Below are 13,117 nucleotides of genomic sequence, written 5' to 3' on the forward strand. Positions count from 1 at the left end.
TAAGAACAATAAAGTTGTAATAAAACAATAACGTTGTTCTTTAGAACGACTACGGTGACGAAAATGGGGGGTACGTATGAGAAGAAAATTCAGCTTCATGTGGATCACATTACTGTCTCTGACCTTATTGCTCAGCGCCTGCGGCAGCGGCGGCAGCGGTAGCAGTGGTGGGGCGGACAGTACAGGCGGAGACGCGTCCGGCGGTACTGGTGAAAGCGCTTCGACGGATACGGGCGGCGGCAGCGGCGAGAAAGTGAACCTTTCCTTCTGGACGCTGTTTGACGGCGGAGACGGTGATAACATGCAGGCGATGGTAGACCAGTTCAATAAAGAGCATCCCGATATTCAGGTGAAAAATACGAAGCTCGTCTGGGGCGAGTATTATACGAAGCTGATCACAGCGGTTGGCGCAGGCAACGGTCCGGATGTGGGCATCTCCCATATTTCCCGTCTTCCCGACCTGATCAATCAGGGAGTTGCTACCGAGCTGGACGATTCGGCAAAGGATGCCAACATCGACTGGAGCACGTTCAACCAGAACATTCTGGAAGCTTCCGTTTACGATGACAAGCATTATGCGGTTCCGATCGATACACATCCGTTTATTATGTACTACAATAAAAAGCTGCTTAAAGACGCAGGGCTGCTCGGCGAAGACGGCAAGCCGGTTCTGGAGCAATCTGGCGAGGGATTCATCAAGTTTCTGACAACGCTGAAAGAGAAGCTTCCGAAAGGCAAATATCCGTTTGCACTCTCGAGCTCCAACGACGATCCATTCCGTTTCTGGTGGGCACTTTATTCGCAGCAGGGCGGCAATGACGTCGTATCCGACGACCTGAAATCAGCCGACATCGACAAAGAAAAAGCCGTCAAAGCCGCGGATTATATTAAGGACTTATACCATAAGTACAATTTCATCAAGCTGAACGACCCGGATTTCTATAAAACGTTCCAGAGCGGGAATGCGGCGATCATGATGACCGGCGTGTGGGCGACCGGAACGTGGGAGAAAACGAAAGGGCTGGAATTCGGGGCCATGCCGATCCCTAAAGTTTTCGATCAGGAAGCGACATGGGGCGATTCGCATACGATCATTCTGCCGGCAACGAGCAAAGAAGATCCGGAGAAACGCAAAGCTGCACTGATTTTCGCCAACTGGATCGCCGACCACGGAGAAATCTGGGCGAAAGCGGGCCATATCCCTTCGAAGCCAGCCGTATTCGACAAGCCGGAATTCAAAGAGATGCCGTACCGGAGCGATTATGTCTCGGTGGCAAGCACAGTTAAATTCAACAAGCATTCCGACAAGAACTGGCAGATCCGCGATAACGCGCTCTTTAAATATTTGAACGAAGTATGGTCCAACAAGATGTCGAGCTCGGATGCCGTTGACAAAATGCAAACCGAGATCGGTAAAGTTTTAAGCGAGTAACCATGAATGAGGTATGATCCATCAGACAGGTTTGGGGCGGCTGGCTCCAAGCCTGCCTGAGCGATGTAGGAGAGGAAGGTGAGTCATGAAGAAGCTTCGGATCGACTTGCAGGCACTGATTTTTTTACTGCCCTTTCTGATTGTGTATGTGTTGTTTACGATCTGGCCGATGATTAAGGGTGCGCAGATGAGCTTTTATAAATGGACCCTGATCCGGAAGATGAAATATGTCGGGTGGGACAATTTCCAGCGCATGTTTCATGACGACCAGTTCTGGGCTGCGGTTTGGCATTCTACGATTTTCGTCTTTCTAACGACGCCGACCATGATTGTGCTGGCCATCGCGCTGGCACTTATCGCGAACCGGAAATCCAAGCTGCAGAAGCTGTACCGCAGCGCGTTTTTTCTGCCGAGCATTCTTTCGGTTTCGGTGGCATCGTATTTGGGGTTGTTTATGTTCCAGCCCTATACCGGCTTCATTAACGGGATTCTGCATGGACTCGGCATCCTGGCGGAAGGGAAAGAGATCTTCTGGCTCACCGAGCCGTCACTGGCCTGGATTGCGGTCGCCGCTCTGACGCTGTGGTGGACGGTGGGGTTCAACTTTATTTTGTATCTGTCCGCCATGCAGGAAATTCCGGACGAAATTTATGAGGCGGCATCGCTGGACGGAGCGGCCAAAGGGCAGATGTTCTGGCGGATCACGCTGCCGATGATGAATTCGATCACACGGATGATTCTGATGCTGCAAATTATCGCTTCCTATAAAGTGTTCATGCAAATTTACATCATTACGGGTGGCGGACCGCTGGATTCGACAAGGCCGATCATCCAGTACATTTACCAGAGCGGTTTCAAAAAAAATGACCTGGGTTACGCGGCGACGATGTCCTATATGCTGTTTGCGATTTTGCTCGTATTGTCGATTATCCAGTATGTCGTTAACAACCGGAAGGAGGCGGCTTAAGGCATGAAATGGGTATACCGGATCATTTCTGTCATCGCGGCGTGCGTGTTTCTGGTTCCGCTGGTCTGGATGCTGGTCGTATCGATCAAGCAGGAAGGGATGAAGGTCTCCGGTTTGTTCGACTGGTTTACGCCGCCATATTCTTTCGCGGTGTACGGACAAATTATCAGCGGTACCAAGCTGATGCAGTGGGTGTGGAACAGCTTCTTCGTCGCAGGCGTCGTCACGGTTCTGACCGTTCTAGTTGCGGCTATGGCGGCTTATGCGTTGTCCAAAATTCCTTTCCGGTTTAAAGCCATCATGTTCTTTTTCATTTTGGCGGGTCTTCTCGTTCCCGGCGAAGCAACCATCATTCCGCTGTATCAGGTCGCCAAGGACATGCATTTGCTGAATTCGTACCAGGGGTTGATCGTCACAGCGCTGGCTTCGCCGATGGCGGTTATCGTGCTTAAAGGATTTTTTGACGGCATCCCGAACGACCTGATTGAGAGCGTGCAGATGGATGGAGGCGGCGTATGGAAAATATTCGCGGTGATCATGCTACCGCTGACCCGGCCGGCGCTCGCGTCGATGGCGATTCTGACCTTTATCGGCTCGTGGAACAATTTCCTGTGGCCATTCCTGTCGCTGACAAACGACAAGCTGTTTACGCTGCCGATGGGAATTCCGACCTTGATGAGTCAGTACTCGGAGGATTACGTGAAGCCGATGGTTGTGAACACGCTGTCTTCCATCCCGATCATTATTCTGTTTGTGATCTTTGAACGGCAAATTATCAAGGGGATCAGCCTGTCGGGGATTAAAGGGTGAGCGGCTCGGCCGTAGCCGGGATTGAGCCGAAGCGGCGCGAGCGTGCCATCGATCTGTTCAAAGGACTGCTGATCGTCGGGATGGTGTACTGCCACACGTTGCAATTTTTCAGCGATCCGGTCGTGTACCCGTCCATCAGCCGCTGGATCGATTTCTTCAACCTCATCACCTTCTCGGGGTTTGTGTTCAGCTTCGGGTATGTATCGCAGCTTGCTTATTATTCCAAGCCGTTTCGCAGCGCTTGCCCGCGGATGCTGACAGCCGCGCTGAAAACACTGCTGGCCTTTTATGTATCCGGAACGGCGTTCAGGGTGTTCCATGACGGAGCGCCGCTCCAATGGGACACGATTCGGCCGATCATGCTGCTGAAGGATATTCCTGGCTGGTCCGAGTTCCTGGTGTCTTTTACGTATTTGATGGTCCTCGGCTTGGTGCTGTTCGTTCCGCTGCGCTGGCTATCCGGGCGAAAGTGGCTGGGTTTTCTGGCGGCAGGCCTGCTGCTTGCAGGGACGCTGTTTCCTTATGGAGCGGTCCATGTTCCCCAGCTTGGGTTATTGGTCGGCACGAGGGATTTCGCCTCGTTTCCGCCTGTTCAATATTTTCCGTATTACCTGCTTGGGATCTTGTTCGCCAAATACCGGATTCGCTTCGACTGGCTCGTTCTCGCCGGATCGGTGCTTGCAACCGGACTGTTTGCGGCAAATTGGCGGTATGCCGGGGAGCTTCCCTCGCGGTTTCCGCCTTCATTGTTCTGGATTATCGGTGCGGCCTTCATATTATATGGTTATTATTTGCTGGCCAGGGTATTGGAACGCATTCCGTACGCGTTTGGCTTTTTGGAGTCGATGGGGCGGAACGTGCTTTTGTATCTGGTGCTCAGCAATTTACTGATTTTTACGGTAAAAAGCAGCTGGCCGGATCTTCTCGTCGGAAGCGGCGGCGGCTTGCTGTACGCGGCAGGCTGGCTCGCCGTATGCGGATTTTGCAGCTGGATCGTTACCAAGCGTACGCGCTAAATGTGATTACTTCAAAGGAGTAGAGAGAAATGACAGAGATGCTGCGCGGCGAATATCCTCGCCCACAATTGGTTAGAGCGGATTGGCTCAACCTTAACGGAGTATGGAATTTTGAATTTGATGACGAAGCGGCCGGCGAGAGGGAAAAATGGTACGAGCATCCTTCCTTCTCGCGGACCATCCAGGTTCCGTTTTGCTATCAGAGCAAGCTGAGCGGAATCGGAGATCCTTCGTTCCATGATATCGTGTGGTACCATCGGAACTTTACGGTGCCAACAGCGTACCAAGGCAAGCGGCTGATTCTGCATTTCGGTGCCGTGGATTATGAATGCAAAGTATGGGTGAACGGCAGGCTCGCGGCTATCCACGAAGGCGGTCATACCCCGTTTGACGCGGATATTACGGACCTGCTTCAGGGAGCGGACAACTCGATCGTGGTCAAAGCCGTCGATTACAGCCGGGACGCGGCGCTTCCGCGGGGCAAGCAGTACTGGGAGGAACAATCCGCCGGGATCTTCTATACGAGAACGACGGGAATTTGGCAGACGGTATGGATCGAACCTGTGCATGACCTCCATATCCGTAGGATTCGGCTGACGCCGGATATCGATACGAATGAAGTGTCCCTGCAGGCTTTCGTTCAGGGCTGGGACACCCGGGCCAAGCTTCAATTAAAGTCGGTTATTTCTTTCGCGGGGCAAGTCGTTTCCGAAGATACCTATTCGGTGACGGGGAAAGACGAGATGCGCCGCATCCGCCTGCACGATTTTAACGATCATGGCTTGGGGCGCTGGTGGTCGCCTGAACGTCCGAATTTGTATGACTTGGAGCTGACGCTCCTGGTTGACGGAGAAGCGGTGGATACCGTCGCCAGTTACTTCGGCATGCGGAAAATTTCGATCGAGGACGGCGTCGTTCTGCTCAATAACCGTCCTTATTATATGAAAATGGTGCTGGACCAAGGGTATTTTCCGGACGGCCTGCTGACCGCTCCTTCCGATGAAGCGCTGAAAAAAGACATTGAGCTGACGAAGGAAATGGGATTTAACGGCGCCCGAAAGCATCAAAAGATCGAAGACCCCCGTTACCTGTACTGGGCGGACCGTTTGGGCCTGCTTGTCTGGGGAGAAATGGCCAACGCGTTCCGGTTCACGGAAACCTATGCCGGTCAGATCACCCGGGAATGGCTGCAGGCGGTGGAGCGGGATTATAATCATCCCTGCATCGTGGCCTGGGTTCCGCTCAATGAAAGCTGGGGTGTAACGAATATTTTGGTGAGTCCTGCCGAGCAGCAGCATGCGCTGGCGCTGTATCACATGACCAAATCGCTGGACATGTCACGTCCGGTCATCTCTAACGACGGCTGGGAACTGGTCAAGACCGACCTGGTTACTATTCATGATTACGAATGGCGCAAAGAAGTGCTGGCAGACCGCTATTCGACCGTGGAGCAGGCGCTTCAGGCAAAACCGGGCAACCGCTGGATTCTGGTGCCGGGGTATCCTTATGAAGGACAGCCGCTGCTGCTTACCGAATTCGGCGGAATCTCATTCCAGAAGGGGAACCAGGAAGGGTGGGGTTACTCCGGAGCGTCGAATGAGGAAGATTTCGAACGGCGCCTGGCCGACGTGGTTCAGGGCGCTCTAGCTTCGCCCGTGCTTCAGGGCTTCTGCTATACGCAGCTGACGGACGTCGAACAGGAAATTAACGGTTTGCTGACATACGACCGGCAGCCAAAGATTCCGCTGGAGAAGATCCGTGAGATTGTGCAGGGACGTTGATACAGCTTTTAAAATAGAGTGGCTAATATGTAAATAAAGAGTGAAGAGGGCCCCGTTTCGGGGCTTTCTTTTTTGTAAATGGTGGCATCGCCTAGTTAATCGGTATAAAGACTGTTATAATATATAAGACAAAGATATGATTGATCTGGATAATGTGGGCCCTTTCTTTGTTTAGAACCATCGCGTGACCAATGGAACTCAGAGTCCGAATAAAACCATGGTGATACAGGAAAAGGGGAATGAGAAATGGAAATGAAACTGATTTTTACAAACAAAGGCAAAAATGCCATCGGGAACTTCGAAAACGAGGAGCTGATCGAAGTGTTCACGAGGTACAGTAAGACATTGATGAAAAAGTACGATCTTGTCGTGTCGGTTCCCTCTGAAGATAACCGCGACATTACGGCCGACGGTACCATCAATGTGCAACTGAACGACGTCAAATGCGATGTTCAAACGTTCTTCAAGGAACTGGCCAGAGATGTGAAGGTTCCGTTAAAGAAACGGCTGGACGCCGGCGAGACGCTGGATGGCGTGTTTAAGGCGGAGTTGGTCAAATAAGGCATTAGAATAATCGTTAGTGAAGAAAAGGGAGCCGGCGGGCTCCCTTTTTTTTGATGATCGAGCGGAACCAAGCAAATGCAGCTTAGCCTTTTAGGACCGGATATTCATCCGTTTACGGTAGCAACACCGGCCGTTAATTCCGACCAGACCGCCTTCACGTCTCCGGTTTTCATGACTTTTCCGAAGTACTGCCCAATGTTCGACAAGGTCATTTCGTGGGCCTCGGCAGAGGAACCGGCGCAGGCGTCCTCGACGAGCGTCACGTTATAGTCGAGCATGAATGCGTCCCTGGCGGTCGACTCCACGCATACGTTCGTGAGGACGCCGGTCAGGACAACAGATTTGCATCCCAGAGAGCGCAGCATCAAATCGAGGTTGGTGCCGATAAATGCGCTGTACCGATGCTTTTCCACCACATAATCGCCTTCCTTGGGCTCCAGCCCGTACAGCTCCGTGCCCCAACTTCCCTTCTCGACGATCCGAAGCGGGTTGCCGCTGGCCGTATGCTGCAGCTCCCATGCCTGGGAGGTAGTGCCCGCGTCCAACGTCATTTGTACGAAGATGACCGGCACCCCGCTAGCCCTCGCTTGACCGGTAAGGTCATGGATGGGCCGCACACAAGCCTGGAACGCCGGAATATCGACGACTCCCGCGCGGCCGCAGGCTCCGTTTTCGTGGCAAAAATCGTTTTGCATGTCGATGATGATCAGGGCGGTATCCTCCGGACGAAGCCATGCATGGGTACTCAAATGAAATCCCTCCAAAATAAATGTTGTTGTGTTTATGTTAAATAATATAACATTAAATCGCCGATTACAGGATATCGCACTTTTTTATACCCTGAATTACAAGAAATATGATATAAATAGGATAATATATGTTATTTATTCTTACACAATCGTGAATTCCTCCGACCTGCTGATCGGTAAGACCAATTTTATGGAAGGTGGGGATGGAATGGATCTGGAAGGTCTGCATTCATTTGCAACGATCGCCAAGGAGAAGAGTATTTCCAAGGCTGCCCAGATGCTGCATGTCACCCAGCCGACGCTTAGCGCAAGAATACGCAAGCTGGAGGAGGGGATGGGAGTCAAGCTGCTGGACCGGGGGTGGGACGGAGTGAAGCTGACGCAGGAAGGGCATTATTTTCTGTATTATGCGATCCAAATGGTAAGCCAGTTCAACAATGCCTCCGCGATGCTGAACAAAGCAGATCTGCTGAAGTTCGATCGTTCCCTTGCCGAAGTGACCCGCATGGACCGGATGGTGATCGGCGTCGACACCGGACTGTCCGGCAGGTTCGTGTACCCTCTGGTTGCCGAATTGCAGCGCATTCGCCCCGATCTGAAGTGTAAGTATGTTTCCCGTTCGTCCATGCTGCTCATTGATCTGATCGATTACGGGGTCATCGATATCGGGCTGTTTTATGATGTGAAGGAATGCCGCCATTTGCAGCCGGTGCATCTTCTGGACGACGAATGGGTGCTGCTGTGTTCGGAAGAAGCCTACCGGGGCGTGATCCGCAAGGATGATGACCTTATCGACGTGCTCAAGCATGACATGTTCGTGCTGTTCGAAAATCCGATCGCCACCTACGTGAATGTATGGGAGGTGCTATCCAAACTGTTTGGGTCCACGCCAGACAAGTTTCAAATCGTGGACAGCAGCGATATGATGCTGGGGGTCGTGGCCAACGGCCAGGGATACACGTTCGTGCCCAAATGCTACGTCCCTGAGTTGTACCTGGAGGCCTATCCCATCCGAATGATCCCTTTTGGTTCCATGCTGCCGGCTCTACCGGTATACATGGCATATTCGGAATCCGTCCAGCTCGACGTGCCGATCGGCGAATTACAGCGCAGGCTGCTTGCCAGATACAAGCCGGGCGCAGGGCACTCCGCCGCTTCCGGCGGTTTGAATGGATAAGGAGACAAATACAAAATAGGAGCACCCTCCTGGATGAAATGAGCCGGGAGGGTGCTTTTTTGCCTGTGCGGATTCAAACGAAGAAGTCGATCGAGCACGGATTCATCAAAGGCGCAGCGGGTGCAGTTGTCATACTGTTTCTGAACATCGGCTGGATGACAGGCTCGATGCCCTCGACGTCGATGTCATACAAAGTGCCTAGAAGCGAAAGGAGCGGAATGGCGGCAGACGCTGCCGCTTCTAAACGCTCTTTGGCCATCGGGATGCCGATGATCGCTGCCTGCAGAACCTCGGCGGTGCTTTCTTCCGCATCCCTTTCTTTCCGGGCAGTGGCTGTTAGCTTGTATTCGTTATCCATAGTATTCCTCCTCTGGTATGGTATGTAGCGGGCTGACTCGTCTGTCCACTGATCAGGTGATATGCAGAAACCGGTTTTTCGACTAGTCCAGCTCCGGATGACGGAAATGCCAGTCCGTGCTTTGTTCATACGCATGGCCGATGCCGAGGAGCTCCGCTTCGGCAAACGGTTTGCCGATGAGCTGCATGCTGATCGGCATCCCTGCAGCCGAGAAGCCGCAGGGCATGGCGAGGCTCGGCAGGCCGGTTACGTTCGTCGGCATGGTCAGTTCAGCGAAGCGCATGCTGATTTCGACGTCGTGGATGCCGGGCGCAGTTGCCGGGAGGGTCGGGGTAAGCAGGACGTCGGCTGCAGATAGCGCCTGCGTATACTCCTGCTGCAGGAGCCGGCGCGCCCGCTGTGCCTGCAAATAGTGGACGGCCGGGATCAGGCTGGCGCCTTCGATCATTCCCCGGACATCCGGTCCATACTGCTCGGGTTGTTCCCGGTACCACTTCTCGTGAATGGAGGCGACTTCGCCCATGCAAATACCGTTGCCGATCGCGCTGACACGGCTTAGGAGCGGTATTTCCACTTCAATGACATTCGCTCCAAGCAGCTTGAACTGCCCCATGGCTGCCTGAAGGGCGGCCTCCACCTCCGGATCAATGCCATCGTAGTAAAAGGACGAGGGAATCCCGATGGTGATGCCGTGCAGATCGCCGCGAAGCATACCGGTGAAATCCGGGACCGATACGTCGGCCGACGTATCGTCCAGCGGATCATACCCCGCCATAGCCTGAAGGCAGATGGCGGCGTCTTGGATCGAGCGGGTCAGCGGGCCGGCGTGGTCCAGCGACCACGACAGCGGAAAAATGCCATGGCGGCTGACCCTTCCGTATGTCGGCTTCAGGCCGACGATGCCGCAGGCCGCTGCGGGAATGCGGACTGAGCCGCCGGTGTCCGTGCCTGTGCCCATGTAGGCAAGTCCGGCCGCTACGGCCGATCCCGAGCCACCGCTTGAGCCGCCCGGCGATTTCTCCAGGTTCCACGGATTGCGGCAGGGACCGAAATGAGGGCTGTTCGTCAGCGTCCCGGCGGCAAACTCGTGGGTCTGCACTTTGCCGAGCAGGACCGCGCCTGCTTCTGCCAGCTTACGGACGACGGTGGCATCCGTATCCGGCACGAATGTTTCGAGGATTTTAGAGCCGACAGCCGTCCGTATTCCCTGGGTATTGTAAATATCTTTGTGGGCGATAGGAATTCCGTGAAGCGGACCTCTGTACTCTCCTTTCATGATTTCAACTTCGGCCGCTTTGGCCTGGGCGAGCGCGAGATCGGCCGTAACCGTTACGTACGCATTCAGCCGGGGATTGAGCGTTTCAATCCGTTCGAGAAGCATCTGCGTAATTTCGACGGGTGAAATGCGGCGGCTGCGGATCCGTTCCGATAAACCGGCGATCGTATCATACAGCAGCTCCTGATGCAGGGTGGTCATAGATAACATCTCCTTTGCGAAAAAAAATTGTGGATGAGTTCTCTACCTCTCGAACGACTTGAACAAATGGATCTTTTAAGGGTATCCACCCATAGTTGATTTACCTTTAAACCGTGTCATTTCTATGGGAGAATAATGGTCCTTGAACGCAAAAGTCCAATCATTTTTTGTATATAGGGAGGTAATTGTTAATAAACATAACATATTTTTGCCGAAAATGGGCTGAAACAAGGTATAGAATGTTTCGATATCCTAACATTGCGAAATTTATGTTAGTATTTATCACACAAACAGCATTCCTGGCATGCTGCAAAAAACCGATTGATCAAAGGCCGGGGAGAACCATTTTTCAGAAGCTGCGAAGGAGGGAATATGATGTCAAATCTTTTGGAAATCGACAGCCTTGTCACCTCATTTTCGACCCGACCAAGAAAGGGATGGTGGATGCCGTCAGGGGAGTCACCCTGCAGGTCAAAAAAGGCAAGACGACGGTTATTCTCGGGGAATCGGGTTCGGGGAAGAGCGTCATGCTCCGTTCCATTCTGCGGCTGACGCAGCGCGGTTCGAATGTTGCCGGCAGCGTCCGGCTCGAAGGAGAAGACTTGCTGGGCAAATCGCCGAAAGAAATGGTGGGGATCCGCGGGAACCGGGTGGCGATGATATTCCAGGACGCCCTCTCGGCGCTCGACCCGCTTTACCGGGTCGGCGACCAGCTGAAGGAAACGATCAGGGCGCACCATAAAGTGGGGAGAAGAGAAGCGAAGGATAGGGTCATCGAGCTGTTCCGTAAGGTCGGCATTCCTTCGCCGGAGGAAAGGGTGCGCGCCTACCCGCACGAGATGAGCGGCGGCATGCGGCAGAGGGCGGTCATTGCGATGGCGCTCGGCTGCCGTCCCGATCTGCTTCTCGCCGATGAACCGACCACCGCCCTGGACGTTACCATTCAGGCGCAAATCCTTCGGCTGTTCAAGGAGCTTCAGGCCGAGTTCGGGATGTCGATCGTGCTGGTCACCCATGATATCGGCGTCGCCGCCGAAATGGCCGACGAGGTCGCCGTCATGTATGCCGGCAAAATCGTCGAGTATGGATCGGCGGAGGAGGTTCTGACCAGACCGATGCATCCCTACACGGCCGGGCTGATTGCGGCGACGCCTCAGAGCAAGCAAACGGGAAGGCTGTCCACCATCCCCGGACAGCCGCCGCTCATTACGGAAATGCCGCCGGGATGCGCTTTTGCACAGCGCTGTCCTTATGCCGAGAGCCGGTGCACAGAGAGTGTCCCGGATTACGTAAGCGCGGGACGATCACAGCAGGCGGCCTGCTTCCAGATTGCCGGCCGGGAAAGATACGCCCAATAAAAATAATGGAACCCTGTGGAGGTGCCGGAGATGAAACCATACTCAAGCTTGAAAAAAACGTACGCCATCACACTGCTGCTTATCCTGTGCCTCTCAATGGTTCTTAGCGGGTGCGGCAGAGGCGGAGCAGCCGCCGAAGGCTCGGCGGCGAAAGGGACCTTGGTGATTGCCATGTCCGCCGCGAACATCCCGGTACCGGACACGATGCCGACCGAAGGCTACGAAGGGATGCGCTTTGTCGGCTATCAGCTGTACGACGCGCTGGTGAAATGGGATTTGACGCAGGGCGACAAGCCGGCTGAACTCACGGGCGGCCTGGCCGAATCGTGGGAACATTCGAACAGCGATCCCACCGAGTGGACCTTTCATCTGCGCCAAGGGGTTGAGTTCCATGACGGAACGCCGTTTAATGCGGATTCCGTCATCTTTGCCCTCGACCGTCTGCTGAAGCCGGATTCCCCGTATTACGATGCAAAAATTGCCGGTTCCACCGGCAGCTCGCTTCGTTTTATCGCGAAGTACGCCAAGGCAGACGAAAACACGGTTCGAATCTATACCAACGGACCATACAGCTTTCTGCTGTACGACTTGGCCAGCATCCTGATACCAAGCCCGGAAGCGGTCAAGAAGTACGGTGGGGATTATGCGAATCATCCCACCGGAACAGGGCCCTTCAAATTTGTGAGCATGAAGCAGGGGCAGGAATTGGTTATGGATAAGAACGACAAGTACTGGGGCACGGTCCCGAAATTGGATCGGGTGGTGCTCCGGCCGATCAGTGATCCGTCCGCCCGGCTCGCGGCAATTCAGTCCGGGGAGGTCAACTGGGCCGAGATTCCGCCAACCGAATCGATTGAGCAGCTGAAAAGCATGGGATTCCAGGTGCTGACCAATACGTACCCGCACATTTGGCCGTATGTCCTGAACACGGCCGATGGCCCGTGGAAAGACAAAAAGGTGCGGCAGGCGGCGAATTACGCGATCGACCGAGAGGGCATGAGCGCCGACTTGCTGGGCGGCGCCTCCATCCCGGCGACGCAGCTGATGTACAAAGGGCATGCTTGGTACAGTTCCGATGCGGAGCCGTATGCCTATGACCCGGACAAAGCCAAGAAGCTGCTGGCGGAAGCGGGTTATCCCAATGGCTTCTCAACCACCTTCCTGGTCCCGACAAGCGGATCCGGCAACATGTGGCCGGTGCAGATGAACGAATACGTTCAGAAGGACCTGAAGGCTGTGGGGATCGACGTGAAAATCGAATCTATCGAGTGGCAGTCGCTGCTGACCCAGTATCTTCAAGGGTTCCCCAAAGACAAGGAAGTGGGCGCAATAAATATATCCCTGCCGACCATCGCCCCGAACTCCTTCCCGAACTTCTTCTCGTCGTCGGCTCTGTTTCCGAAAGGCTTGAATATCGGCGGATACTCC

The 13,117-nt window shown here is 53.9% G+C and carries 12 protein-coding genes; 9 read left to right on the forward strand and 3 right to left on the reverse strand.

Annotated elements, in window-relative coordinates; all coding sequences use genetic code 11:
* The first annotated feature begins 76 nt into the window (after positions 1 to 76).
* The 6 genes from CPT76_RS05285 (at position 77) to CPT76_RS05310 (ending at position 6,567) form a co-directional block, all read left to right on the forward strand.
* On the forward strand, positions 77 to 1,432 hold the full coding sequence (locus CPT76_RS05285) for an ABC transporter substrate-binding protein (protein WP_105442160.1): 1,356 nt from the start codon (positions 77 to 79) through the stop codon (positions 1,430 to 1,432).
* Positions 1,433 to 1,517: 85 nt separating this feature from the next.
* Entirely contained in the window at positions 1,518 to 2,399 is an 882-nt protein-coding gene (locus tag CPT76_RS05290; RefSeq protein ID WP_076171002.1) for a carbohydrate ABC transporter permease, read from the forward strand.
* Between the two features lie 3 nt (positions 2,400 to 2,402).
* Positions 2,403 to 3,209 (forward strand): carbohydrate ABC transporter permease, encoded by an 807-nt coding sequence (locus tag CPT76_RS05295; RefSeq protein WP_105442161.1) that lies wholly within the window; start codon positions 2,403 to 2,405, stop codon positions 3,207 to 3,209.
* Positions 3,206 to 4,225 (forward strand): hypothetical protein, encoded by a 1,020-nt coding sequence (locus tag CPT76_RS05300; RefSeq protein WP_105442162.1) that lies wholly within the window; start codon positions 3,206 to 3,208, stop codon positions 4,223 to 4,225. The genes CPT76_RS05295 and CPT76_RS05300 overlap by 4 nt, the downstream gene beginning before the upstream one ends.
* Before the next feature lie 29 nt (positions 4,226 to 4,254).
* Positions 4,255 to 6,006 carry a glycoside hydrolase family 2 protein gene (locus tag CPT76_RS05305; protein WP_105442163.1) on the forward strand — a complete coding sequence of 584 codons (1,752 nt, stop codon included), beginning with the start codon at positions 4,255 to 4,257 and terminating at the stop codon, positions 6,004 to 6,006.
* Between the two features lie 246 nt (positions 6,007 to 6,252).
* Positions 6,253 to 6,567, forward strand: coding sequence for a hypothetical protein (locus CPT76_RS05310; protein WP_105442164.1), 315 nt, complete (start codon positions 6,253 to 6,255; stop codon positions 6,565 to 6,567).
* Between the two features lie 107 nt (positions 6,568 to 6,674).
* Here CPT76_RS05310 and CPT76_RS05315 read toward each other — a convergent pair whose 3' ends face one another.
* Positions 6,675 to 7,319 carry a cysteine hydrolase family protein gene (locus tag CPT76_RS05315; protein WP_258168101.1) on the reverse strand — a complete coding sequence of 215 codons (645 nt, stop codon included), beginning with the start codon at positions 7,317 to 7,319 and terminating at the stop codon, positions 6,675 to 6,677.
* Positions 7,320 to 7,527: 208 nt separating this feature from the next.
* Here CPT76_RS05315 and CPT76_RS05320 point away from each other — a divergent pair, with 208 nt between their 5' ends.
* Entirely contained in the window at positions 7,528 to 8,496 is a 969-nt protein-coding gene (locus tag CPT76_RS05320; RefSeq protein WP_181152695.1) for a LysR family transcriptional regulator, read from the forward strand.
* 73 nt (positions 8,497 to 8,569) lie between these two features.
* Here CPT76_RS05320 and CPT76_RS05325 read toward each other — a convergent pair whose 3' ends face one another.
* Positions 8,570 to 8,854, reverse strand: a complete 285-nt coding sequence (locus CPT76_RS05325) for a hypothetical protein (RefSeq protein ID WP_105442166.1) — start codon at positions 8,852 to 8,854, stop codon at positions 8,570 to 8,572.
* Positions 8,855 to 8,936: 82 nt separating this feature from the next.
* A complete protein-coding gene (locus CPT76_RS05330) occupies positions 8,937 to 10,331 on the reverse strand; it encodes an amidase (protein ID WP_105442167.1) in 1,395 nt (464 codons plus the stop codon).
* A 437-nt stretch (positions 10,332 to 10,768) separates the two neighbouring features.
* Between CPT76_RS05330 and CPT76_RS05335 the strand changes: the two genes are divergently transcribed.
* Positions 10,769 to 11,689 carry an ABC transporter ATP-binding protein gene (locus tag CPT76_RS05335; RefSeq protein ID WP_105442388.1) on the forward strand — a complete coding sequence of 307 codons (921 nt, stop codon included), beginning with the start codon at positions 10,769 to 10,771 and terminating at the stop codon, positions 11,687 to 11,689.
* A 30-nt stretch (positions 11,690 to 11,719) separates the two neighbouring features.
* Positions 11,720 to 13,117: ABC transporter substrate-binding protein (locus tag CPT76_RS05340; RefSeq protein ID WP_105442168.1), on the forward strand; the 1,398-nt coding region annotated here is incomplete at its 3' end.

The sequence above is a fragment of the Paenibacillus sp. AR247 genome (assembly GCF_002968895.1).
GTDB lineage: Bacteria > Bacillota > Bacilli > Paenibacillales > Paenibacillaceae > Paenibacillus_AQ > Paenibacillus_AQ favisporus.

Excerpts from the sequence above, each read along its gene's own strand:
- CPT76_RS05295 (WP_105442161.1), top strand. The coding sequence starts at position 2,403 with ATGAAATGGGTATACCGGATCATTTCTGTCATCGCGGCGTGCGTGTTT.
- CPT76_RS05335 (WP_105442388.1), top strand. The coding sequence starts at position 10,769 with ATGGTGGATGCCGTCAGGGGAGTCACCCTGCAGGTCAAAAAAGGCAAG.
- CPT76_RS05320 (WP_181152695.1), top strand. The coding sequence starts at position 7,528 with ATGGATCTGGAAGGTCTGCATTCATTTGCAACGATCGCCAAGGAGAAG.
- CPT76_RS05330 (WP_105442167.1), bottom strand. The coding sequence starts at position 10,331 with ATGACCACCCTGCATCAGGAGCTGCTGTATGATACGATCGCCGGTTTA.
- CPT76_RS05310 (WP_105442164.1), top strand. The coding sequence starts at position 6,253 with ATGGAAATGAAACTGATTTTTACAAACAAAGGCAAAAATGCCATCGGG.
- CPT76_RS05325 (WP_105442166.1), bottom strand. The coding sequence starts at position 8,854 with ATGGATAACGAATACAAGCTAACAGCCACTGCCCGGAAAGAAAGGGAT.
- CPT76_RS05290 (WP_076171002.1), top strand. The coding sequence starts at position 1,518 with ATGAAGAAGCTTCGGATCGACTTGCAGGCACTGATTTTTTTACTGCCC.
- CPT76_RS05305 (WP_105442163.1), top strand. The coding sequence starts at position 4,255 with ATGACAGAGATGCTGCGCGGCGAATATCCTCGCCCACAATTGGTTAGA.
- CPT76_RS05285 (WP_105442160.1), top strand. The coding sequence starts at position 77 with ATGAGAAGAAAATTCAGCTTCATGTGGATCACATTACTGTCTCTGACC.